Genomic DNA, 21,481 nt, shown 5'->3' with positions numbered 1-21,481 from the left:
TTACTTATACTAAAGATCCCCCTAATTCAACTGGCAGACAATACCAACTAGTTTGTATTTTTCATCCCTCACACCCCCATTTCGCCTACAAATTCCCCCAATTTACCTACACCCATCACCCGCCTTACATTGACCTTTGTACTACTAAAAAACTGAACTATGACAAATACTGCTCACAAAAGAATCGCCCTCGTAACCGGTGCCAACCAGGGCGTAGGTAAACAGGTAGCTAAAGAACTGGCAGCAAATGGCGTTACAGTATTGCTGGGCGCACGTAACTTTGAACGTGGCCAGGCCGCCGCTCAGGAAGTAGGTGGCATTGCCATCCAGCTTGATGTCACCGATGCCGCTTCTATCGCCGCTGCTGCGGAACGGATCCGTACTGAATTCGGCCGCCTGGATCTGCTCGTAAATAACGCTGCCATCTCAAGATCAGACAGAAATGATGTAACGCTTGAAAATTATGCATCTTTATATGGTACCAGCACTGTCTCTCTTGACGAAGTTCGCGCCATCTGGGAAACAAACGTATTTGGTGCCCTCGCTGTCTACCAGGCCATGCTGCCTTTGTTAAGACGCTCTGCCGATGCCCGTATTGTAAATGTTTCAAGCAGTGCCGGTTCTCTCACCTTAAATGCTGACCCCTCTTTCCCATACAGGAAGATGTTCAGCCCGGCATATGCCGGCTCTAAAAGTGCGATGAATATCATGGCCCTTGCTATGATGATCGAGCATGAGAATGATGGTATCAAGGTAAACCTGGTATCACCAGAATTCACAAAGACAGCGCTGAATAATTTCCAGGGAACTGAGACCATCGAAGATGGCTCCAGGGAGGTGGTCAGGATTGCCTTACTTGGCCCCGATGGCCCCAGTGGCACCTATACCCGCTGGGAAAATTTAAACATTCCGTGGTAAGCTCCAGCTACACTTTATGGCACATTTAGATCGCTTGCATCAAATCAAAAGTGTAAAATCACCCGGATTCAATGGATGGAGAGAATTTTTCTAACCCTCAATCCGTTCAAATTACTTTTGCTACAAGCTCTTCCCGATTTAAACACAAAAAATACCAGATTTTTGATTTGGCTACAAAGTCCCCTGATAAAGCTACACCCCCTAAACGATACCTGCCGATCTTTGTTCTATAATTAAAAACATCAACAACATGGCAGGTAAAATATGGTTTATTACAGGGGCATCCCGTGGATTCGGAAGAGTTTGGACAGAAGCAGCACTTCAGCGTGGGGATAAGGTCGCAGCTACAGCAAGAAAGCTCTCCAGCATCGCTGACTTCAAAGATAAGTATGGCGAAAATGTGTTAACGTTGGAACTGGATGTTACAAATCCGGAGCAGGTGAAAAAAGCTGTTTCCCAGGCCCATTCCCATTTCGGCAGACTTGATATCGTACTCAATAATGCAGGATATTCCCTGGTAGGTACCATCGAAGAAGCAAGTGCGGAAGATATGCAGGCACTTTACGACACGAACGTATTCGGCCCCCTGGCCGTCATTAAGGCTGCTTTGCCTTTGCTGAGAGCACAGGGTGGAGGGCACATACTAGGCACCTCCAGCGGACTCGGTCATTTGGCAATGCCCGTAATCGGTAATTACTGTTCATCCAAATGGGCATTTGAAGCACTGCACGAAAGTCTTTCAAAAGAAGTAAGCCAGTTCGGAATCAAAGTGACAATTTTAGAGCCCGGCGCTTATGCTACGGAATTCGGTAGCCAGGACTCCTTAAAATTTGCTGCGGGACTAGACATCTATGATGATTTTAAACAGCAGTTTTTCGGCCAGTTAAGGGGCATGGAAAGAGGTAATCCGGATGCTACACCAGCCGCCCTCTTCAAAATCGTGGATGCAGAAAATCCGCCGCTGCGCTTTAACCTGGGTAGTCACAATCTGCCGGATGTACGCGCAGCCTATGCAGAACGCATCGCCACCTGGGAAGCCTGGAATGACATCTCTGTGGCCGCACAGGGAGAATCAAAATAAGATAATATGAGAATGATAACCGACCTTTGTGCCGGTTATCATTCTTTAATGCAAAAGAATATGAAAAAAGAAGGACCTTCATTCCATCACCCGGACTCGCTGACTGAAATGCACCGCATGGCAGGCTTACCTGCCCCGAAGCATCCCCTGGTAAGTCTGTTCAATGGGCGCAATAGCCTGATGGAACACGCACCATTAGGCACCCATGTACTGAAATATTATAAGATCTCTTATAAACCCAAACTGAGCGGAAAAATACGTTACGGCCAGAGCTACTATGATTTTGATGAAGGAGGGCTGCTGTTCGCCGCCCCGGGTCAGATCATCGGTGGCAATGACGAACACGCTGCCACCTGTTCCGATTACGTATTACTGATCCACCCCGATTTCCTGTTAAACTACCCCATTGCCAAAAAGATCAGGCAATATGGCTTCTTTTCTTATTCTACTAACGAGGCATTACACCTTTCAGAAGAAGAAAAGCAGACCATCCATAGCATCTTTACCATGATCGACACTGAGCTCAATAGCAGGATAGACGATTTTAGCCAGGATGTAATCATCTCCCACATCGAGTTATTACTGAACTACGCAAATCGTTTTTATAAGCGTCAGTTCATCACCCGCAAGGTCGTGCACAACGATTTATTACAACGTGTAGAAGAATTGTTGAATAACTACTTTGAGAATGATACACCGGGATTACCTACCGTTCAATACCTTGCGGAGCAATTAAATCTTTCTACAGGTTATCTGAGTGATATGCTGCGTTCCCTCATCGGCCAGAATGCACAACAACTGATCCAGGAGAAACTGTTTGAAAAAGCGAAGGAACTATTATCCACCACGAACCTGTCTGCATCTGAAATCGCTTACCAGCTGGGTTTCGAGCACTCCCAATCTTTCAGCAAGTTTTTCAAGGTAAAAGCAAAGATTTCTCCATTGCAGTTCAGGCAGTCATTTAACTAGCTGTCATTTCAAGAATAGGAGAATAATATTTCTTGCCTGTTAGTAAGACAATGAAAACCGCCATGACGCTTATTTTCAATTTCACTTTCTCTTCAATTTGGTTAAAAAGGTAGTGATGAAATGATAAGTAAGTAATGCCCGGGTAATGAATCAGGTAAGCGAGCCCCCCAGGTTTTTGGTCATCATTACCCTTGCCCGGCTCAGGGCCTCCCTGCTGGTAAAGAGGTACCTGGCAATATTCGTCAGGGAGATCTTCTGTATGATCAGTGGACGGTTGCGCATCAGGAAGCGATACCGCTCCAGTGGACTTTTGAGTGAAAGTATGTATTGATGTTCCGCCTGTTCTTCCATGATATCCTGGTATACCTGGATATTTACATGCAGTATACTGCAATGCAGGTCATACAAAGGTCGAACGTTGTTAATATTAAATCTCAGGATCACAGCATCCTCCAGGGCCGTAATGTTCAGGTAAGAAGGCTTATTATTATTAAAACTCTGACAATTGGTGAGAAAATCATCCGTAAAGCCGAATTTCAGGATCTTCTCACTACCATCATCACCGGTAAAGCTATATTTAAAATGCCCGCATAAGATGAACGCCGCATTACGTGCTACTTTTCCCACCCGCAGAAAATGCTCCCCTTTTTTGATATGCCGCACAGTCGCCAGTTGATCGAGCAATTGCCACTCTTCGACCGAGACCTGCGGGTATTTCTTGATTAGCCTTTGGTAGTAGGATGGTAATGGCATAAATTTAAATATTGTTGCAAGGCAAAGTTAAAGTCATACGGCTTTTCCATCATGGGCGCATGCCCACATGCATCAATCACCACCAGCTGGGTATCCGGAATCAGGTGTTCAAATTCCTTAGCTACCTGCATAGGGGTGATCCTGTCTTCACGCCCCCAAATTAATAAAGTTGGCGCAGTTATTTGTGGTAAAAGATCAGCTACATAATGCCGCTGCGCAGATTTGGCTACCCGGAGAACCCCCAGGCACTTTTGAGGATCTGTAGTAATACTTAACACCTGTGCAACCAATGCTGCCGTAGCTACAGCGGGATCGTAAAAGGTGTATTCAACCCGCGCCTGAATATAAGCTGCCGTACTTCTTTTTGGAAAACTGCCCATATTCGTGTTTTCATACAAACCTGAACTCCCCGTTAAGATCAGCCTTTGAACATTATGCGTATGCCGGGCAGCATATAAGACCGCGATATGACCTCCCAGTGAATTACCAACCAGGATGATGTCCCTCAGCCTGTTTGCCTCCATGTAATGCTCAACATATTCCAGTAAGAAGAGGAGGGGCTCATCCTTTGGCGTGTCATAGATAGGCAGTGATGGAACATGCATATCGTAGGATTGCCCGAATTGTTCAACAACATCATCCCAGTTGCTCAATTGACCAAACAAGCCATGAAGTAAAACCATACTTTGTTTCATATCTACAATTTGAAACAAAAGTAAATACAGGGATTTTTTACTGCCGTGACCAGGGTCACAAATTATTGTCCAGTGTCACAAACTATTGTCCACCCCTCCGTGCAAGCAGTGCGGTAGGTGTAAGCCCAAAATGTGCCTTGAACGCATAGGAAAAGTGAGACAGGGTTTCAAACCCCAAATCAAGATAAATCTCCGACGGCTTTTTATGTTTTTTCTCAATAAGAAAATAAGCTTCCTGTAATCGTTTCAATACCAGCCAGCGACCGGGCGATTCATTGAATGCCTGCTTGAAATCTCTTTTAAAAGCAGATAAACTACGCCCCGTAAGAAAAGCAAAACGCTCAATACTGATATTGAATTGATAGTTCCTGCTCATGAATGCTTCAATGTTTATCTTACCAGGCATTCCGTAATCAAAGAATAATCCTGCTAATTCGGGCTGACTTTTCAGCAGGATCAGTAATAGTTCTTCGCGTTTCACCTCGCCAAAAGGTGCCAGCAAATTTCCATGCTTATAATAGGGTTGTAGAGAATCAATATAATAGGGTAGGAGGGGATGTTGCTTAAGCTGTATAAAGGTATTTACAGGCTTAAACTTAGCCGCCCTGAGCTTATGTTTTTCCTGGAACGACTGCAGGAATTTCTCGTCAAAGGCAATGATCACTTTTTCCAGTTCATCATTTTCCCTTACATTATGAATTCGCCCCAGGCGGTTTTTGCGCGCTATACAGCTATCCCCGGCCTGTAGTGCACGATGTTCATTGCCGTCAAACAGGTTCATTGTTCCCTTGATGGTATACACAAAGAAATGTTCTGCAATGAAATGTTCAGGTGAAATGTCCTTAGCTTTTTTCATGTAATAAGGCTCTTGTTTCAGCCACAACCCGGTCTTGGAATATTGGATCCATCACTTCATCAGACCCTCGCATGGGTACCCCTTTTTCATTATAATAAAGCCCTGATTTGCCGGATAGATCGGTCAGTACTTTGCAGATTACTTTTGCCGACCTGGCAGGCGTACTGCTATACCTTGAAAAAGGAGGAATGATCGCCATCAAATGGCCAAAAAGGAAATGAACGAAAGCATTCACATCCGCCGCACCCAATCCTGTTCCTCTTGTTATACCCGGCTCTATGGCATTGAAGTGTAATCTTGGATTTTCCCTTGCAAAAGCCAGGGCTGCTGCTAAGATACACTGTTTGGAAGTGGCATATGCATCAATACCCGGCATTTTAGTCCCGCCTTCTTTCCATTTCCCGGCTGCACTCGCAGCAGCAGAGATATAACGACCTCCTTTCATCCCCATCATTTTTACAGGCTTACGCGCAGGATCTTCAATAGCCGAAGCAATAAAAACAACATTACACCCATCAGGAAGATGTGGCACCAATGCTTCTGTCAGTGCAAATGGCCCGAGGTGGTTAGTAGCATATGTCAGGTCCCAGCCCTGCGCATTCTTTGCCGCTTTAGAAGACATCATTCCGGCATTATTCAACAATCCTGCGATAGGAACTTGCAGACCAATAATTTCCCTGGCCGCACTTTTTACACTCGTCAGATCCGAAAGATCACACACCACCGGTATAGCATTCCCTGTTTGCTTCTGCACACTCTCAAGCTTTTCCCTGTTCCTGCCCACGAGTATCAGCGTACCGTGTTTTGCAAGTTCCAATGCAGTAGCTAATCCAATTCCGGAGGTAGGCCCTGTAATAATGTATGCCTTGTGTTTTTCCATTGCTAAAAATTTTACAGTACAAAATTGCCTGTAAAATTTTCAACTCGCTTTCCTGAAAAGTCCAGATTTACTGTTGTAAAAGGTCCATCTCAATTTGTCGTTTATGAAATTCATTTGAAAATCATCTCAGGGGAACTCACTACCTCAAATGCAGCCGATACATCCGAATATAAAAATCCATGCTCCTGCAATTTGTACATTTGCTGTATAAACAGATCAAAGAATCCATCTGAATTAATGACATAGATTTTCTTATTATGAATGCTCAGGCTATTCCAGGCCATTACCTCTATCATCTCGTCAAAAGTGCCAATGCCACCGGGCAGAATGATCACCGCTTCCGATAAACTGTACATCAACTTCTTCCTTGCGTGCATGTCTTCCACAATATGGAACTGGGTTAACTTATCATGCCTGAATTCTCTTTGAATTAAAAGATCCGGCATCACTCCAATGGCTTCTCCCTCATTATCCAGTACTTCATTTGCTACTATGCCCATCAGTCCTGTATTACCACCCCCATAAATGAGGGTAACCCTGTGCAGGGCCAACAACTTCCCAAGTGTAGATGCATGTTGTGCGAAAAGAGGATGCAAGCCGGGTTTAGAACCGCAAAATACAGCGGCAGATTTGAATGTTGAAATCATCCGCAAATGTAAAAATTTCTTTCACCAATATGGTAAAATGCGCTTTCAATCATCTTTTTCAACTCCTCATTCCCTCTTTCCATCAAGCGCTTAATTGCATATCCTTATAATAAAGCCGGGTTGGCCCCATTCCCTATTTCCCAACTCCCGGAATGTTCCATCTATTTAAATTTTTCAGGCCTTATCATATCCGCCTTATTAATTGTATACCGCAGCTCCGGATACCTGAATCCCAAACTCCTGTTCTCTTCACCCCGCAACCTGTAAAACTCCTTCTCCTGCACATCAGTAGCCAATGTCAATACCTCTCCATCCGCAAACCGGGCCACATCCCCCTCAAATTGTATATACGTCTTTGAAACCCGGAATGTAATCCCCAGCCACCTGTTATTGGAATTAGCTGCTCCGTCCAATACAATTTTATGCAGGAACCTTGTATTGTTCTCTACCGAAAACAATACGACAGAATTATGCGTCATGGCATACGCTGACTCCTCCCCACTTACCTTATCCTGCACAATTAATTGCCGCACATGTTCGGCTGGCCTTTCATAACAGGAAAAGACACCTATATATGAATGAGGATCCAAATCCAAAGCCTGGTCAGAATGAAACCCCATCTTAGTATAAGTACGGTCATACACCTCTGTCAGCGCATTATTAAAATGCTGTACAGGTATCCCCTCCAATGTGGCATTAATACAATCAACCAGCCTGCAATGCAGATCAGAAAAAGTATTGGCCGCCTTATTATACTTTGTAGTTGTTCGTACAATCGGTACCCCCTGTTCATCTTCCTTTACCAGGTGATTCCCCATTCTCCCTTTCGCCACTGCATCAAAATTGACCGATTCCAACAACTCATTAAATAAATTCTCCTTTATATCCAGTGTGATTTTCGAAAACATTGCTTAATAAATAGGTTTTTCATAATCTCCCGCATTCATACTAAAATGTACTTTCCCATATTGAATACTTTTCTCTGAAATATTCTCCTCATAATACGAACCTTTCAGATCATACTGCCCATCCTCCGTCATCAATTCCAACTTAATGAGTTCTCCATTCTCCTTAATATACACCTGCTTATCCATATACTGCGCCTCCATGTTTGAACACCGCACCACATAACCCAGCCTGGTCGGAATAACGTCCGCACCCAGCACAGAAGGCCTGATCTCATGTGTATATAATCGATTAGTAGAAAGTGGGATCATAAACACTGAATTAGGGTATAATGTTACACTGAATTCCTTATCCAAAGATGCATCTTCCACCGTATTCTTTAACTTAAAATGCAACTTTGTGAAAGCGCTGACTTTCTTATGGCACCTGTCATACCTGTCAGTGTCAGGCACCTTAAACTGATCCAGATCAGTACCGTCATAAAATGTACAAAAGACGATCAATCCCTCTTTAGGCATATCCTTCGTTTTGTCAGAATGCGCCTTAATCCTTGACTTCACTTCCTTTTCCCCTGTTATTTTATTTTCGTAGATCTGTGCCAATACATGATTCAATTCCGTCTTCTCTTCAAATACATATTTGACGGCTTCATTCAGTGCATTTATAATTTTATGGTCAGTCGTCCTGAAATTATCAGTAGGCCCGGTTAAATTACTGGAGCACCTCAATAGGCGATAATGCAGCACCTCCTTTTCATCCCTTGTAATGTTGGTTAGGTAGATGCCTTTCCTCAATGCTTTTGATGGCTTATTGGATTCTGTCAGTTCCTGGAATGCATGTTCTGATTTAATTCTGTTAAAGTAATCATCCTCCGGAAAGAACTTCCTGAAAAACACACCAGCCTTACTGATCACAATCGGTACTTCGCCCAGGGTAATAAGGGTACCATGTCCCTCATAATTATCGGAGAGCTCTTTTATAACTAAAAAAGAGGTATCATGGATGCCTGAAACATCCCCACAAACATAAATTCTCTTGCCTTCAGGCACTTCGGCAAGACTATAAACTACTTCCCCACAAAAATGATCTGTTAAATAGCGGGTTTCTGCATTCATTTCTTTCTGTAATACAACGAGCACATTTCTGCTGGTGGTAATCTGGTTTTCGAACATAGGTATCAGGGTTTTTGACAACAAACAATGAAGATATATTCTTTTATTGATATTTGTTTCTCCTGCTTAATAAAAACATCGTTGAAATGATCCCAATGCGCTCAATTCTTTCTACCAGGCTAAACGGTGTTTTTAACCACAACACCGAAGATTTCCTGCTGTTGATCAGGGTTCCTTAAGGCCTCCAGGTCGCTAAACCTGGAGGCGTATAATAATTGATATCACGGTGCCTCAAAACTAAACTGCTGTGCATCTGCTCCATTCCATGTCCATGACCTGATATCCGCTCCCGGTGTCGGATCGCTATTCGCCAGGTCCATCACGTTATTACTTCCTTTCGCCCAGATCCTGTAATACCCATTACCCAATGCCTCTATTTTCCACAACTGGCAATCATTTGACAACTGGTCCCATACCATAATATTGGTACCCCTGTCCAGACCACAGGAATTCAGATCCAGTGATTTATGATTAGGCAATGCGGAAATGATCTTATAGAAACCATTGTTCTGGTAGGTGAGCGTCCATTTTTGTCCGTCACAAGCGGTCCTTGTCCAGGTCTTTACATCCGCATTGTCGGCGGAGCACCCCGGTATATCGAGATATAAACCTGCTCCTGTGGTGGTATTGACCTTACACCTGATCGCATAAGTACCATCTGCAACAGGATTGGGTGCATAGCAAATACCATCGTATTTTATCACTCCTGAAGTCGTGATACGTACAGGCTGAATATTACCGGAACCATCAAAAAACATCCTGTCAATCGCCACTTGTCTTTCATCTACATTCGTACTTGTTCTGCGGTGATATACAAAATAGTACTCATCACTACATCCCGCTTTCCGGATCACAGCATTATGTCCCGGGCCTTTTATATTCCCGGTCGGAGATGTAATTCGCCCTTTGGTCGTCCAGGGGCCGATAGGCGTACCGGATGTAGCGTATTCCACATGGTAGTCGTCATTCCTGTAGTCATTGATAGAATACATCAGGTAGTAAACACCATTCCGCTTCAGCATGTAGGGAGCCTCGAAATAGTTGGATGGCTTGTCATGGGTACGGGTGCCGGTCAGCGAGATCATATCTGCATTCAATGGCTGCACGTTAAAGGTCGTATTACCCCAGTACAGGTAAGCCTGCCCATCCGTATCAATGAAGGCCATCGGATCAATAGGGTCCGTGCCATCGCCGGTAGCCAGCGCACTGCCTCTGTCAGTAAAAGGGCCGGTAGGACTCGTACTCACGGCAACCCCTATCTGCTTGGCAGCCGTAAAGTACATGTAAAAGTTACCATTACGGGCTACAACACAGGGGGCCCAGCCACCGGTATGCGCCCAGCTTACATTATTCAGGTCCAATACCACACCCTCATCATTCCAGCTGAGTAAATCAGCAGAGGAGTAGGCATGAAACTGGCTGTTGTTCGGGCCGGTAGCAGTCGTGTAAATGTAATATTTGCCATTCGCATACAGGATGTCCGGATCGGCAGTAGGAACCGGTAAAATAGGATTGCCGCTCATCAGATCAAGGGCGGCCGAAGCAACTAAACTTGCACTTGTGGAGGATGCGGCCAGCGCTGCGGGCCGACTGAGTTTGTTATCGTCCTTACAGGCACCGATACAAACGCTGAGTACAATTGCATACAATAGCAATTTTGTGGAATTTCCCATGGGTTTTCAATTTATAGGGTTCAAAAAAAAATAAAAGCGCCAGGTTCTAAGCGCTGTAAAAAGCAGCAATAGTAGGGGTAGGATTAACAATAAATTTAATTAAATTCTTTAATTAATCAGCTGTTTTTTAAACTGGTTGGGACTGATGCCCGTTTCTTTTTTGAATAACCTGGAAAAGTATGGTACGTTCTCAAATCCAAGCTCATATGCAATCTCCGATATATTTTGCTGATGGGTCTTCAGCCTGTTCTTGGCCTCATTGATCAGGTAAATATGAATATTCTCCATCGCCGTCTTCCCCGTTTCCTGTTTCAGCAGGTCACTCAGGTACCTGGGAGATATATTCAGCTGTGCAGCCAGCGTACTTACAGTCGGCAACCCCTGACCTTCTTTGAAATATTTAGTCATCACTTCCTGGAACGCAGATACTGTTTTGCCGGAAAGCTTTGCCCGGTTAATAAATTGTCGCTTGTAAAAACGCTGTGAATATTTCAGCATTGAATCAATATGTGTCAAAATGATATCTCTGCTATATTCATCCGTATTGTTCAGGTATTCTCCTTCTATTTTATAATAGAGATCCCACATGATCTGTTCCTCCCTGGGCGAGAGGTGCAGGGCTTCATTTATTTCATAATCAAAATAGCCATAGCTATTGATTTCGTTATGCAGTTTATGCCCATGGAGGTAGTCCTCATGAATAAACAGGAGAAACGAGTCTTCCTCAAATTGCAGGTTGTTAAATTCAACCACCTGTCTTGGTTTGTAAAAAGACATGCTACCTGTATCATGGTCATACCTGGTACGTCCATACAGGATCACGCCCGATTTCAGTTTTTTCAGGGCGATCATATAGAAGTCGGACGTAAATTCCCTGTCACCCAGGTTACATGAATTCACACATCGTATAGCGCTAAAAAGCGGGTTCTCCGGCAAGTCGATGCCGTTAAAACGATGCATATCTGCGAGGCTGCTGAAGTGCTGCATAAAATAGAAGTTAGAAAAAGTTGTATCAAAAGTAAATTTCCTGATTTAATTCGGACCCCTGGTGAAGGAAATTCGTTTTATCGAATGCCAAATTTCATCAAATTACTTTTGATACAACCTCAAGTCAAAGATAGGCTTATTTACCATGAGCGGCGGCAGCAATTTCCTGCCATGCATCCCACTCCGCAAAACGGCCCTCATACACCTGTCTCGTCCAGGGATGCCCCTGCTTGCCCAACAAAAGACGTAATGGAGGATTTTCACTGTCGATCAGTTGTAAAATCGCAGGAACTGTCGCTTCCGGAATACCAATCTTATCTTCTGATGCTGCTGCCTGTAGCCAGGCTCTTGCACCGTCATATTCAGGCATAGGTGTGGTCACTGCAGCAGAAGCACTGCCCCAGTCTGTAGCGAACTGGTTAGGTTCCACCAGGGTAACGTTGATGCCAAATGCCTTTACTTCCTGTGCCAGGGATTCGCTGAGACCTTCTACGGCAAACTTTGAAGCATTATATAACCCTAAAATCGGTACGGTGACCAGGCCTAGTACACTGGAAAGCTGGATGATGTGGCCATGTCCCTGTGCACGCATTACCGGCAGTACGGCCTGTGTGAGCCAGAGTAGCCCAAAGAAGTTCGTCTCCATTTGCTCCCGCGCCTGTTGCTCGGTAGTTTCTTCAATACTGCCAAACAAACCATAGCCTGCATTATTAATCAGCACATCAATACTGCCAAAATGTTGCTTTGCCTGGGCGATGGCCGCAAAATCTGCTGCACGGTCATTGACATCCAGTTGTAAAGGAAGGATGTTGGTGCCGTATTTATTTACAAGATCATCCAGTGATCGCAGATCTCGCGCTGTTGCAACTACTTTATGCCCTTTCTCTAAAAATGCTGCTGCCCATAATTTACCAAAACCACGGGAAGCCCCGGTAATGAATATTGTCTTTGCCATTTGTTTTGTTATTTGATAACACAAAACTAGGGCAGTGGCGGAAGACGATTTTATACGGATGTAGGAAGTTTTTATACATTTTTACATATTGGCAGGAATGGCTACCTTAGGATGAGAAATGTTCAAATGCATGAAATCCCTGCCTCAATTTTACTTCCTTCCTTTATTGTTTATCTTCTACAGTGCAGGCGCACAAACCCTGCCCGATAGCATCGTAATTACCAGTTATTGCCATTTGAACACAGGCTGGACCAGAGAGACCACTGATGATTCCGTCCGTGTTGACATGCGGTTTTTATTAGTAAAGGAAGGCAACAAATATGTAGAAAGACATCCCATTAATTTCCCTGCAAAAATACTCCTGCCGCTTTTTGCCGATCCGCCTGAAAAATATGTAAAATATAAAGGACACCGGATTGATACAAACAGCCTTAGACATAATGAAGAAAAAATAAAACCTTTGGAAGAAAAAAGGGTCATTCCATTGTCATGGGTCAAAAAACTGATGAATAGCATCCACCATTCCGAAGATAACATTGTCAGCCTTCAACGTTTTGGTATTGATACGCCCTGGATTAAAGCAAATCCTGAGCAAGTCCTTCAGCTCACAAAGTTCACAGCAGAGTATCATTGGAATGAAGTACAGCGATCATTTATTTTTTCGGAACTTACCAGCATCAGGAATTACCAAAAGGAACTGGAAGACTATCTGGTGGAGGGAACGAATTATGACATGCATCATTCCTCCCGCATTCAATATATTATCACCTGTTATTTCAATGGTAAAATTGTCAACCAGCTAAGTTCTAAGAAAGTAGTATGGGGCACTTATTCTCCCTGGACTGATGAGAATGGACGGCAGTTTTTTGACTATGGCCTCGATCGTAACATTGTGAAACTTCTCAAACGGGATGATAAAATATTCCCACCTGTCACCGGGAAAAATCTCCTGACCCGGATGGCCAACAGTATTATAGAAACTAACAGCAGGACATTGAATCAACAGGAAAGATACAGTTATGATAAGGAGATGGATGAATTAAAACCCACTTTTCAGATTAATTCTGTTGATAGAATCATTGGCTATGGGGCATATTGGGGAAATGGTAATAAAATGCAGGTAATGCTTCATAATAACCTGATGTTGCCGAATGTTAGTATTGAATTAATCCTTTCTAAAACAGGAGCAACCCTCTACAGCAGGGACTCCGTTTTAGCAGCATATAAAAACGTAGTCGGAAGGGTACAATCAAATAGTTTTATAAAGCACTATCTTGTTACACACCCGAATGACCAGTTAAACATTCTCTTCTTTGATAGCAAACCTATAAATGAATACAATATAAACGCTATCAATTCATCCCCCGAAAAATGGGCTCAGTATGACGATGATGTGAAAAAAGATGAAGCCGCTCCATATTATGACCCACTGTATTCTAAACGAAATTTTGAATACCATCACTGCGGATGCAATTATCGCTTCCCCCGGGATTTTATTGAACAGGGAATCATCTTCATCCTCGAAACGCATGATGGCGGGGAGTCCAGGTGGGTATTACTGCCGGATCATACAATACTGTGTTATTATGCTACAGTAGAAAAGCTAATGGGACAGCCACTCCGGACAGATAATCGTTACCCCTGCCTGAGATTTAATGAAAAGGGTGAAATATTGCCCCAAAAACACTATCCCCTATAACCTCGCTCCATTCAGGGTTGTGTACAACAATAGGTATATGACCCATACCAATAATTCCTTTCTGCCCAAAAATGAAAAATTATAACAACATTTTGTAAATTCCCATGATATCTTAGATATAATTACCTTTAGTCTAACCCATGTGAGATACCTGTTAGCTGCAGCATTCACTTAGTAGACAAAAAGAAAGATCTGGCAGACGCAAACATTGTCGCAATTAATAAATAAAACTACCTCATCATGTTATTCAATTACACCCCTGACAGGGGAAATAACACCCTGACCATCCAACGTGAGTTCCTGGCCGACCACGCACGCCTCTGGGATCACTACACCCGAAGCGAATTATTGGAACAGTGGTTTGCGCCACCTCCCATGAGCACCCGGACTAAATCCATGGACTTCCGTGAAGGCGGACACTGGCATTACGCCATGGTAGAACCCAACGGCACCGAATACTGGGGCATGACCCAATACAAAACCATCCATCCCATCCAGGAACTCCAATACGCCGATGCCTTTTGTGATGAAGAAGGAAACATTAATACAGACATCCCCGGTGCCGACTGGACCATCACCTTCACCGATCAGGGTGACAGGACCCTTGTGCAGAGTGTACTTACTTTCAAATCCCTGGCTGACCTGGAACAAATCCTCGAAATGGGTATGGAAGATGGCATGAAAGCCACTTACGAAACACTGGATCAACTGCTCGCCTAATCAGCCTGTTTGAATTTTGTAAGTATTTGTTTCCCCCACGCAATCATCCACCCACCCCCACAGGCTAATTTTGCTTTATCAAATTATAACACGATGGATAATCAAAAATACCTGGGTATGTGGATGACTGCTGATAAGTACATCAGGCAAGAACTCCTGCCAAATGGCAGATATGATGAAGCACGCGGTAACAGGCAAAGCGCCTACACCGGTCGCTATGAAATCAAAGGTGATCATATCGACTACTGGGATGATACCGGCTTTACAGCAGATGGTAAATTCGTAGATGAAGATACCTTACATCACGGAGGATACATTTTCTACAGGGAAAAATAAAGTTTGCGGACCTAAGCTCCGCAAACTTTTAACAAGGTTGCTGACAACTGCTGGTATGGTTGCAGAATATTCAGCCTGGCCGCTACAAAATCATCAGGTCTTATCAATAAGGCATCCGTAGGCGTAGTCTGGGTCAATGACATCCATTCCTCATTCGCCGGCAGTCTTACCAGCCGTACCCCAGGTGCCATTTTACACGCAGAGTCCCAATATTCAAAATGCCCGTTCGCCACCAGTACAAACTGACCCTTTATCCAGTCCAGCGTTGATTGTGTACGTGCTTCATCCAGCCACATATGGGGAATACAGGTGCCAGGCTCCCCTTTAAAGAAGTTAAATGCAGCATCGGATGGTCTCACAACCGCTGTAGACTGGTACCCGTAATCCGGCAACCCCAGTAGTTTCTCCCCATATTGCAACAGCTTCGATTCATCAATCAGCCCATTCCTGCCCGCCATTTCTCCTGATAAATTCGCATAGAAGGCTCCTACCGGCTGTCGCTCTGTTTGATAAGTATCCAATAGCGCATCTCCCGCCTGATGCCTGAGAACAGCCGCCAGTTTCCAGGCCAGGTTATGTACATCCTGGACCCCTGCACTGGCCCCTTTGCCCGCATAAGGCGTCATGGTATGCGCAGCGTCGCCGGCAATAAAAATCCTGTTCACCCTTAATTGCGCTGCAATCCGCACCGTCAATTGCCAGGGCAGGGTACTCAGCACAGTTACTTTTAAATCAGGTATCCCAATCACTTTCCGAAGGATCTCTTCTATCGCCTGCTCCTTAGGGCGATGTAAGTGGAAGGTCCATCGGTCAGTATTGTTAATAGCCAGTAAAAAGCCGGTGATTTCAGGCGTATCTACCAGGAACTGACTAAACTCCCGTCCTTTGACCAAAGCGCCCAGATCAGCCTCAAAATAGATATTAAGGAGATCCATCCAGGCACCATGCCCGGTGCATGGAATGTCCAGTTGTTTTCTTACAAAACTATTCGCACCATCTGCCGCAATCATATATTGTGCATGTATCGCATATACTTCCTCCGTTTCCCTGTTTTTTACCAGCACTTCCACCCGGTCCGTATCCTGCTGAAATGCCTGCAGCTCATGATTGAATCGTAGATCCAGCCCATGCTGCACTGCCCTGGCATAAATAATTGCTTCACTGATATCCTGGGTACACCTGCACACACTTTCCGGTGATTTCTCTGCCAATGCTTTCATCGCAGCAAAGGTCTTTGGAAAATTCGCCTTCCCGATCACATCAGATTGAGTAGTCGCCAGTGTCTCCACCAGGTTCGTACCTCTCAGTATTCCCCAGGCAGGTGCCAGTGCTTTACCACCCTCCCGCAGGGCTTCGCTCAGTCCCAGTCCCCTGTACAATTCCATAGTCCTGGTGTCAATTGTCCTTGCACGGGGATGTATAGAAGTGCCCCTGTGCTTTTCTATCAGAATGAAACTGACTCCCTGTTGCCCTAAATACAATGCGGCTGTCAGGCCCGTAATACCACCACCTACAATGATGACCTGTGTGCTATCTTGTTTCATTTATCTATTTTTATGCAAATTTCAGGAAGAAGACCACCATGTATTGTGCACAAAACGGATTAAAATGTACCATGAACTGCTGCAACAGCTAAAAACGTTTGAATACAAAAAGATAGAAGGGCAAATTGGGGCCAGGAGCGGGGTATTACAAATTTATAAAGGCACTGATTTTATCATTTCAGATGCCGCGATGACTACTGTAGCAGCTACTCCTTCATGGAAGCATTACAATAGTCCGGGATGGGCCGAGTTTACATTCGTTGTCAAAGGGAATATTTTACAAACGCAAGTCGGTTTGTTCGAAAAAAGAGTGCTCGCACAGGGCAGCCATAGCTTCCTCTTTAATCCGGATACACTTGAGGAAAATCAACTGATGGGGAAGGGGGAGTATCGCATTATCAGTATTCTCATGCCTATTGACAAGGCGCTCTTCTTGTTCCATGAATACCTGCCTGAGTTTTCCCATGTGGCTACTCAACTGGCGGCAGGCAAAGCCCTCTTCCACCAATCGCCCGATCATCGTTTCGCTGACAGGATCGCGCATATCCTCAATCATCTCTGGGAATCACCTAAACAAGCCCGGTTACAAAAGCTCTATTTTGAAAGTGTAGTCAATGAATTATTTTGCCTGCAATGGGAGTCAATGCTGCATACCCCCAAAGACCACAGTGGTCTGAAACTGAGAAATTCCGATATAGAGAAACTGCATTATGCAGCCGGCATCTTAGCCCGATCGTATCAGGAGCCACCTTCCCTGGAGCAGCTGGCAAATGAAGCACAGCTAAACGAATATAAATTGAAAGCCGGTTTTAAACAGCTCTATGGAACCTCTGTATTGAACTATGCATTGAACCTAAGATTGGAACAGGCACAAAAACTGATCAAAGAAACAGAGAAAACCATCTCTGAAATTGCCTATGAATTAGGGTATACACATTCCCAGCATTTTCAACGCGCATTTAAAAAGAAATTCGGTATTACGCCAAATTCCCTGAGAAAATAGTAAAAGCCGCCTCCCGGAAAAGAGACGGCTCTCTATAAATTACCATGGACTAATCCCCGTCTCCGGTGCATTATCGTCACTGAAGAACTGCCCGGTCGCCCCATCCGGACCCATCATCGCAGCCTTCACCACTCTTGCCGCCGCATCCTGCACAGTACCCGGTCCACTATGATTATTAAAATCCGTAGCCGTATAACAAGGATCCACCGCATTCACCTTGAACGCCGTATCCCGCAGCTCATAAGCCAGCACAATTGTATACGCATTCAACGCCGCCTTAGATGCCACATAGGTCACCGGCTTCACCTTATAATGCACATAATTCGGATCACTCTGGCAGGTCAGCGACCCCAGCCCCGAAGTCACGTTCACAATACGCGGCTCGGCTGACTGCTTTAATAAATCTATAAATGCCTGTGTCACCTCCACCACGCCAAAGAAATTGGTCTCAAACACTTCCCTGTATACTCCAATCTCGGTCTCCGTACTACTCTTCGGCATCCCTCCGCTAATCCCTGCATTATTAATCAACACATCCAATGCCTTTACCTTAGTTCTTGCTGCCTGTATAGAGGCTAAATTATCCACATCGATCAGCAATGGCTCTACCCGGTCCAGGCCCCAGGCCTGCAGCTGTTTCACCGCCTGCTGACCTTTCTCCATATCCCTGCAGCCAAGGTATACATAATACCCCTGCTCCAATAATTGCTTTGCCGTTTCAAAACCTATACTCTTATTTGCTCCTGTTATCAATACTATTTTCATAATTAATAATTTAACAGGCACAAAATTACAGTCCGCCACCCCCGCGGCAGGAACACATCCAACGGTTTTCATGGTACATTTTCCGGTTTATGATCAGACCCTGCTAAAAACCTTCTTAAATCTTCCCGGAAAATTTACACATCTGACCATTTTAGCTAAATAATATAACTTAAATGAAAATAACTGAACACCGTTAATATCCAGTTCATTTGGCAACATTAAGTAATGCAAAAATTTCATCGCCATGCGAAAGGTATCAGAAAAAGAAGCACTAAACCTGATATGCATATATCTTCTCTCCCAAACAGAACGGAGGGTAACAGTTAGCTGCAATTTAGTAATCCGTGTTGCACATCGCATGACCACATTATCGGCTGGAGTCGCCGCTGCCGGACCATCCAGCAGGCGCATTGATAATTCCTGCGATAGCCGCTCTACACGCCGTAATTGCTCCGGCACACTCCCAATGCCTTTTTGTGACAACAGCGCCATATCCACCAGGGATCTTAAATTCGGGAAATAATCACTGGCACCATGATTTAACAACATCAGCCTGTAATATTGCTCCTGCGAAAACGGAGCGGAATGATGCAGATAATCCTGCCCAAGCAACTCCCTAAACCCAATAGATTGATCCATCAGGAAATTTCCCGGTCGATGATGAAACTCAAATCCAAATAATTTCCCCATGGGACTTCGCTTGTAAAAGCAAATGTCCTTTTTGTTGGCTACATAATGCTCAGGAAAGCGTCGTAAATATTCAATCTGACTACATTCATATCCCTCCGCAGTCATCACTTTTGCCAGCTCTGGCAACTGCCTGGAATCAATCATCATATCCATATCCGTGAATTCACGCATACCGATATCCCCACCATACACCAGCTTTGTAAAATCCAGGCCTTTGTACATTCTAACCACAATTCCCTGCTGCCCTAAGACCTGCTGAATCCTTGCAGATTCTACCTGCCTTTCAAAAGCAAAAACAGATAATGCCCGACAATAATTGCGAAACCTGCCAAGGACGGGTGCAGGAATTTTACAATTATCCAGGACCTTATATAGGATAGGTCGTACCCGGTGAAAAGCAGCATACTTATACACCTCGTCCCAATCCATCTCATGTGCCTGCACAAACTGCTCCAGCTCCTCAGCCGAAGCCGTCTTTATAAATATCCTGCAGCATAAAACCACGCAGGCTATTTCCGGGGAATTGGCCTTACTGATTGCTTCAATCTGCATTATTGTACATTAAGCATATGATGCTGCTGCAATTTTTGCAAAAATTTCAGGGTGTCATCCTCACACTGTGCGGTAGATACTCCATACTCTTCTACCAGTGAGTGAATCAGGTCTTTCACCATGATGGGAACTGCCAGCTTATTCCAGATCACACTGCCTACCGGGTTCACATTAATATAATGCCCCTGCTGGATATCCATTAATACAATTTCATTCCCGAGATTACTGATCATAAATTGTTTTTCATTACGGTGGACTATATCATGTTGTGTCATGTAAATTATTTTGAAAGAGGGTTATTTTGTAAAAATAAGTATTATTGCATTATCTCAAATAACTATAATTGCGAACGTTCCACATGTCTGATTACAATTATTGGGGCTTTGGTTTTAAGATAATATCTGAAATACCCTTTCCTGAACTAGTTGCTGATTCCACGTTTGAGCAGGCTCAGGTAAACATCCGGATGGGCCCGATGCCCGATCCTCCGGATGGCTTTTCATTCAGCACAGGCAGAATTTCGTATACCATCAATGACCGGGAATTACTCTTCACGGTACAGGGTATAGGGAGTTATTATGTAAGTGGGGGAGATACCATTATCATCCAGCCGGACAATGATGAAGTTGAAACACAAGTCCTGCGCCTGTTCGTACTCAATGCTGGCATGGCAGGCATCTTACAACAAAGGCACATTATTCCCATGCATACCGGCTCCATACTGATCGATGGCAAACTCACCCTCATTGCCGGCCGTTCCGGTGCCGGGAAGTCTACTACACTGGCGGGCCTGATGAATAAGCAATACCGTCTTTTCAGTGATGACATAGTCGTGCTTGCCAATCGGGACAATTCACCTACACATGGCATTGCATCTTACCCAATGATCAAACTCTGGGAGCAAAGTATGCAGGCATTAGCATACGAAGACCGTTCTTTCCCCATCATGCCAGGCATGGAAAAATATGGCTTCTTCTTCCACGATGACTTTGACCCTAATCAATATCCCATCAATAAAATTATCCTGTTAGAAATAAGTGACAATAACCAGTTTTCAACCGAACAGCTCAGCGGTGGCAAAGCCTTTGAAGCCGTAGTAGCACATATCTATAAACCTTCTTTTTTCAATTCCCCCAAAATGCGCGTGCTAAAATTCAGGACCATCACGCAACTCCTGCAAAATGCTGCTGTCTACCTGGTAGCCAGACCTGCAAATTGCGCCCCTGATGATTTGCTCTCGCATGTAAGCTCGCTTATATGAATAAAACAGACATGAGAATGTTCACTGAAGCATGGTTGTGGCTGGCTCTTGCCAGAACAATGCTCTTATTATTACCCTTCAGAAAACTAGCTCCCATCCTAGGTAAGAAAATTCTTCCTTCCCCGGATCATGAAGGCCTGCAAGAGGTCCAGGATGATCTACTGCTCCGTATAGGCACAGCCATCCGCCTGGCAGGCCGCAAATCTCCCTGGCGTACCGAATGTTTTGAACAGGCCCTTGCAGGAAAATTTATGCTTAAAATCCGCCGGATGAAAAGCATTGTCTTTTTTGGAGTCAGCAAAAACAAACAGCAAGGTAACTTCAATGCACATGCCTGGTTACAATGCGGCCACTATATCGTAACCGGAAATAAACATTTAGAACAATTTACTGTTATTGCTTGTTTCAAAAGTTGAACT

At 44.4% G+C, this 21,481-nt stretch carries 23 protein-coding genes; 9 read left to right on the top strand and 14 right to left on the bottom strand.

What is annotated here, in order from left to right:
- The first annotated feature begins 159 nt into the window (after nucleotides 1-159).
- From DXN04_RS22935 to DXN04_RS22925, 3 genes are all read left to right on the top strand, one after another.
- Nucleotides 160-918 carry an SDR family NAD(P)-dependent oxidoreductase gene (locus DXN04_RS22935; protein WP_116855739.1) on the top strand — a complete coding sequence of 253 codons (759 nt, stop codon included), beginning with the start codon at nucleotides 160-162 and terminating at the stop codon, nucleotides 916-918.
- Between the two features lie 250 nt (nucleotides 919-1,168).
- Entirely contained in the window at nucleotides 1,169-1,999 is an 831-nt protein-coding gene (locus tag DXN04_RS22930; RefSeq protein WP_116855738.1) for an SDR family NAD(P)-dependent oxidoreductase, read from the top strand.
- 6 nt (nucleotides 2,000-2,005) lie between these two features.
- A complete protein-coding gene (locus tag DXN04_RS22925) occupies nucleotides 2,006-2,968 on the top strand; it encodes a helix-turn-helix domain-containing protein (protein WP_233525664.1) in 963 nt (320 codons plus the stop codon).
- Between the two features lie 150 nt (nucleotides 2,969-3,118).
- Here the strand turns inward: DXN04_RS22925 and DXN04_RS22920 are convergent, their stop codons facing one another.
- The 10 genes from DXN04_RS22920 to DXN04_RS22875 form a co-directional block, all read right to left on the bottom strand.
- A complete protein-coding gene (locus DXN04_RS22920) occupies nucleotides 3,119-3,721 on the bottom strand; it encodes a Crp/Fnr family transcriptional regulator (RefSeq protein ID WP_116855737.1) in 603 nt (200 codons plus the stop codon).
- A complete protein-coding gene (locus DXN04_RS22915; RefSeq protein WP_116855736.1) occupies nucleotides 3,691-4,416 on the bottom strand; it encodes an alpha/beta fold hydrolase in 726 nt (241 codons plus the stop codon). The genes DXN04_RS22920 and DXN04_RS22915 overlap by 31 nt, the downstream gene beginning before the upstream one ends.
- Before the next feature lie 82 nt (nucleotides 4,417-4,498).
- A complete protein-coding gene (locus tag DXN04_RS22910) occupies nucleotides 4,499-5,272 on the bottom strand; it encodes an AraC family transcriptional regulator (RefSeq protein WP_116855735.1) in 774 nt (257 codons plus the stop codon).
- Nucleotides 5,259-6,152, bottom strand: coding sequence for an SDR family NAD(P)-dependent oxidoreductase (locus tag DXN04_RS22905; RefSeq protein ID WP_116855734.1), 894 nt, complete (start codon nucleotides 6,150-6,152; stop codon nucleotides 5,259-5,261). Before DXN04_RS22905 ends, DXN04_RS22910 begins: the two co-directional genes overlap by 14 nt.
- 110 nt (nucleotides 6,153-6,262) lie before the next feature.
- Nucleotides 6,263-6,799 (bottom strand): LOG family protein, encoded by a 537-nt coding sequence (locus DXN04_RS22900; protein ID WP_116855733.1) that lies wholly within the window; start codon nucleotides 6,797-6,799, stop codon nucleotides 6,263-6,265.
- Nucleotides 6,800-6,960: 161 nt separating this feature from the next.
- Nucleotides 6,961-7,707 carry a hypothetical protein gene (locus DXN04_RS22895; RefSeq protein ID WP_116855732.1) on the bottom strand — a complete coding sequence of 249 codons (747 nt, stop codon included), beginning with the start codon at nucleotides 7,705-7,707 and terminating at the stop codon, nucleotides 6,961-6,963.
- A 3-nt stretch (nucleotides 7,708-7,710) separates the two neighbouring features.
- Nucleotides 7,711-8,877, bottom strand: a complete 1,167-nt coding sequence (locus tag DXN04_RS22890) for a hypothetical protein (RefSeq protein ID WP_116855731.1) — start codon at nucleotides 8,875-8,877, stop codon at nucleotides 7,711-7,713.
- A 221-nt stretch (nucleotides 8,878-9,098) separates the two neighbouring features.
- The gene (locus DXN04_RS22885; RefSeq protein ID WP_116855730.1) at nucleotides 9,099-10,550 is read right to left on the bottom strand and encodes a family 43 glycosylhydrolase; all 1,452 of its coding nucleotides are present in this window, start codon (nucleotides 10,548-10,550) and stop codon (nucleotides 9,099-9,101) included.
- 108 nt (nucleotides 10,551-10,658) lie between these two features.
- Nucleotides 10,659-11,537 carry a helix-turn-helix domain-containing protein gene (locus tag DXN04_RS22880; protein WP_116855729.1) on the bottom strand — a complete coding sequence of 293 codons (879 nt, stop codon included), beginning with the start codon at nucleotides 11,535-11,537 and terminating at the stop codon, nucleotides 10,659-10,661.
- A 136-nt stretch (nucleotides 11,538-11,673) separates the two neighbouring features.
- A complete protein-coding gene (locus DXN04_RS22875; protein WP_116855728.1) occupies nucleotides 11,674-12,492 on the bottom strand; it encodes an SDR family NAD(P)-dependent oxidoreductase in 819 nt (272 codons plus the stop codon).
- Nucleotides 12,493-12,622: 130 nt separating this feature from the next.
- On the opposite strand from DXN04_RS22875, the gene DXN04_RS22870 reads away from it, so the two are divergent.
- The 3 genes from DXN04_RS22870 (at nucleotide 12,623) to DXN04_RS22860 (ending at nucleotide 15,247) form a co-directional block, all read left to right on the top strand.
- Nucleotides 12,623-14,191, top strand: coding sequence for a hypothetical protein (locus DXN04_RS22870; protein ID WP_147320037.1), 1,569 nt, complete (start codon nucleotides 12,623-12,625; stop codon nucleotides 14,189-14,191).
- A gap of 240 nt (nucleotides 14,192-14,431) precedes the next feature.
- Nucleotides 14,432-14,911 (top strand): SRPBCC family protein, encoded by a 480-nt coding sequence (locus DXN04_RS22865; RefSeq protein WP_116855726.1) that lies wholly within the window; start codon nucleotides 14,432-14,434, stop codon nucleotides 14,909-14,911.
- A 93-nt stretch (nucleotides 14,912-15,004) separates the two neighbouring features.
- Nucleotides 15,005-15,247, top strand: coding sequence for an Atu4866 domain-containing protein (locus DXN04_RS22860; protein ID WP_116855725.1), 243 nt, complete (start codon nucleotides 15,005-15,007; stop codon nucleotides 15,245-15,247).
- A gap of 11 nt (nucleotides 15,248-15,258) precedes the next feature.
- Here DXN04_RS22860 and DXN04_RS22855 read toward each other — a convergent pair whose 3' ends face one another.
- Nucleotides 15,259-16,791 (bottom strand): FAD-dependent oxidoreductase, encoded by a 1,533-nt coding sequence (locus DXN04_RS22855; RefSeq protein WP_116855724.1) that lies wholly within the window; start codon nucleotides 16,789-16,791, stop codon nucleotides 15,259-15,261.
- Nucleotides 16,792-16,855: 64 nt separating this feature from the next.
- Between DXN04_RS22855 and DXN04_RS22850 the strand changes: the two genes are divergently transcribed.
- Nucleotides 16,856-17,794, top strand: a complete 939-nt coding sequence (locus DXN04_RS22850) for a helix-turn-helix transcriptional regulator (protein WP_158569113.1) — start codon at nucleotides 16,856-16,858, stop codon at nucleotides 17,792-17,794.
- Between the two features lie 39 nt (nucleotides 17,795-17,833).
- Here DXN04_RS22850 and DXN04_RS22845 read toward each other — a convergent pair whose 3' ends face one another.
- From DXN04_RS22845 to DXN04_RS22835, 3 genes are all read right to left on the bottom strand, one after another.
- Nucleotides 17,834-18,559: an SDR family oxidoreductase gene (locus DXN04_RS22845; RefSeq protein WP_116855723.1), complete on the bottom strand. Its 726-nt coding sequence runs from the start codon at nucleotides 18,557-18,559 to the stop codon at nucleotides 17,834-17,836.
- A 93-nt stretch (nucleotides 18,560-18,652) separates the two neighbouring features.
- On the bottom strand, nucleotides 18,653-19,801 hold the full coding sequence (locus DXN04_RS22840; RefSeq protein WP_116855722.1) for a nucleotidyltransferase family protein: 1,149 nt from the start codon (nucleotides 19,799-19,801) through the stop codon (nucleotides 18,653-18,655).
- Nucleotides 19,801-20,076 (bottom strand): PqqD family protein, encoded by a 276-nt coding sequence (locus DXN04_RS22835; protein ID WP_116855721.1) that lies wholly within the window; start codon nucleotides 20,074-20,076, stop codon nucleotides 19,801-19,803. Before DXN04_RS22835 ends, DXN04_RS22840 begins: the two co-directional genes overlap by 1 nt.
- Nucleotides 20,077-20,159: 83 nt before the next feature.
- Between DXN04_RS22835 and DXN04_RS22830 the strand changes: the two genes are divergently transcribed.
- Both DXN04_RS22830 and DXN04_RS22825 read left to right on the top strand, forming a co-directional pair.
- On the top strand, nucleotides 20,160-21,062 hold the full coding sequence (locus DXN04_RS22830) for a phosphoenolpyruvate carboxykinase (ATP) (protein WP_116855720.1): 903 nt from the start codon (nucleotides 20,160-20,162) through the stop codon (nucleotides 21,060-21,062).
- Nucleotides 21,059-21,478 (top strand): lasso peptide biosynthesis B2 protein, encoded by a 420-nt coding sequence (locus DXN04_RS22825; protein ID WP_116855719.1) that lies wholly within the window; start codon nucleotides 21,059-21,061, stop codon nucleotides 21,476-21,478. Before DXN04_RS22830 ends, DXN04_RS22825 begins: the two co-directional genes overlap by 4 nt.
- The last annotated feature ends 3 nt before the right edge of the window (nucleotides 21,479-21,481 follow it).

Source organism: Chitinophaga silvisoli (assembly GCF_003412465.1).
Classification (GTDB): Bacteria; Bacteroidota; Bacteroidia; order Chitinophagales; family Chitinophagaceae; genus Chitinophaga; species Chitinophaga silvisoli.
This window is presented reverse-complemented; position numbering and strand designations above follow the sequence as displayed.

Excerpts from the sequence above, each read along its gene's own strand:
- DXN04_RS22935 (WP_116855739.1), top strand. The coding sequence starts at position 160 with ATGACAAATACTGCTCACAAAAGAATCGCCCTCGTAACCGGTGCCAAC.
- DXN04_RS22930 (WP_116855738.1), top strand. The coding sequence starts at position 1,169 with ATGGCAGGTAAAATATGGTTTATTACAGGGGCATCCCGTGGATTCGGA.
- DXN04_RS22925 (WP_233525664.1), top strand. The coding sequence starts at position 2,006 with ATGAGAATGATAACCGACCTTTGTGCCGGTTATCATTCTTTAATGCAA.
- DXN04_RS22920 (WP_116855737.1), bottom strand. The coding sequence starts at position 3,721 with ATGCCATTACCATCCTACTACCAAAGGCTAATCAAGAAATACCCGCAG.
- DXN04_RS22915 (WP_116855736.1), bottom strand. The coding sequence starts at position 4,416 with ATGAAACAAAGTATGGTTTTACTTCATGGCTTGTTTGGTCAATTGAGC.
- DXN04_RS22910 (WP_116855735.1), bottom strand. The coding sequence starts at position 5,272 with ATGAAAAAAGCTAAGGACATTTCACCTGAACATTTCATTGCAGAACAT.
- DXN04_RS22905 (WP_116855734.1), bottom strand. The coding sequence starts at position 6,152 with ATGGAAAAACACAAGGCATACATTATTACAGGGCCTACCTCCGGAATT.
- DXN04_RS22900 (WP_116855733.1), bottom strand. The coding sequence starts at position 6,799 with ATGATTTCAACATTCAAATCTGCCGCTGTATTTTGCGGTTCTAAACCC.
- DXN04_RS22895 (WP_116855732.1), bottom strand. The coding sequence starts at position 7,707 with ATGTTTTCGAAAATCACACTGGATATAAAGGAGAATTTATTTAATGAG.
- DXN04_RS22890 (WP_116855731.1), bottom strand. The coding sequence starts at position 8,877 with ATGTTCGAAAACCAGATTACCACCAGCAGAAATGTGCTCGTTGTATTA.
- DXN04_RS22885 (WP_116855730.1), bottom strand. The coding sequence starts at position 10,550 with ATGGGAAATTCCACAAAATTGCTATTGTATGCAATTGTACTCAGCGTT.
- DXN04_RS22880 (WP_116855729.1), bottom strand. The coding sequence starts at position 11,537 with ATGCAGCACTTCAGCAGCCTCGCAGATATGCATCGTTTTAACGGCATC.
- DXN04_RS22875 (WP_116855728.1), bottom strand. The coding sequence starts at position 12,492 with ATGGCAAAGACAATATTCATTACCGGGGCTTCCCGTGGTTTTGGTAAA.
- DXN04_RS22870 (WP_147320037.1), top strand. The coding sequence starts at position 12,623 with ATGAAATCCCTGCCTCAATTTTACTTCCTTCCTTTATTGTTTATCTTC.
- DXN04_RS22865 (WP_116855726.1), top strand. The coding sequence starts at position 14,432 with ATGTTATTCAATTACACCCCTGACAGGGGAAATAACACCCTGACCATC.
- DXN04_RS22860 (WP_116855725.1), top strand. The coding sequence starts at position 15,005 with ATGGATAATCAAAAATACCTGGGTATGTGGATGACTGCTGATAAGTAC.
- DXN04_RS22855 (WP_116855724.1), bottom strand. The coding sequence starts at position 16,791 with ATGAAACAAGATAGCACACAGGTCATCATTGTAGGTGGTGGTATTACG.
- DXN04_RS22850 (WP_158569113.1), top strand. The coding sequence starts at position 16,856 with ATGTACCATGAACTGCTGCAACAGCTAAAAACGTTTGAATACAAAAAG.
- DXN04_RS22845 (WP_116855723.1), bottom strand. The coding sequence starts at position 18,559 with ATGAAAATAGTATTGATAACAGGAGCAAATAAGAGTATAGGTTTTGAA.
- DXN04_RS22840 (WP_116855722.1), bottom strand. The coding sequence starts at position 19,801 with ATGCAGATTGAAGCAATCAGTAAGGCCAATTCCCCGGAAATAGCCTGC.
- DXN04_RS22835 (WP_116855721.1), bottom strand. The coding sequence starts at position 20,076 with ATGACACAACATGATATAGTCCACCGTAATGAAAAACAATTTATGATC.
- DXN04_RS22830 (WP_116855720.1), top strand. The coding sequence starts at position 20,160 with ATGTCTGATTACAATTATTGGGGCTTTGGTTTTAAGATAATATCTGAA.
- DXN04_RS22825 (WP_116855719.1), top strand. The coding sequence starts at position 21,059 with ATGAATAAAACAGACATGAGAATGTTCACTGAAGCATGGTTGTGGCTG.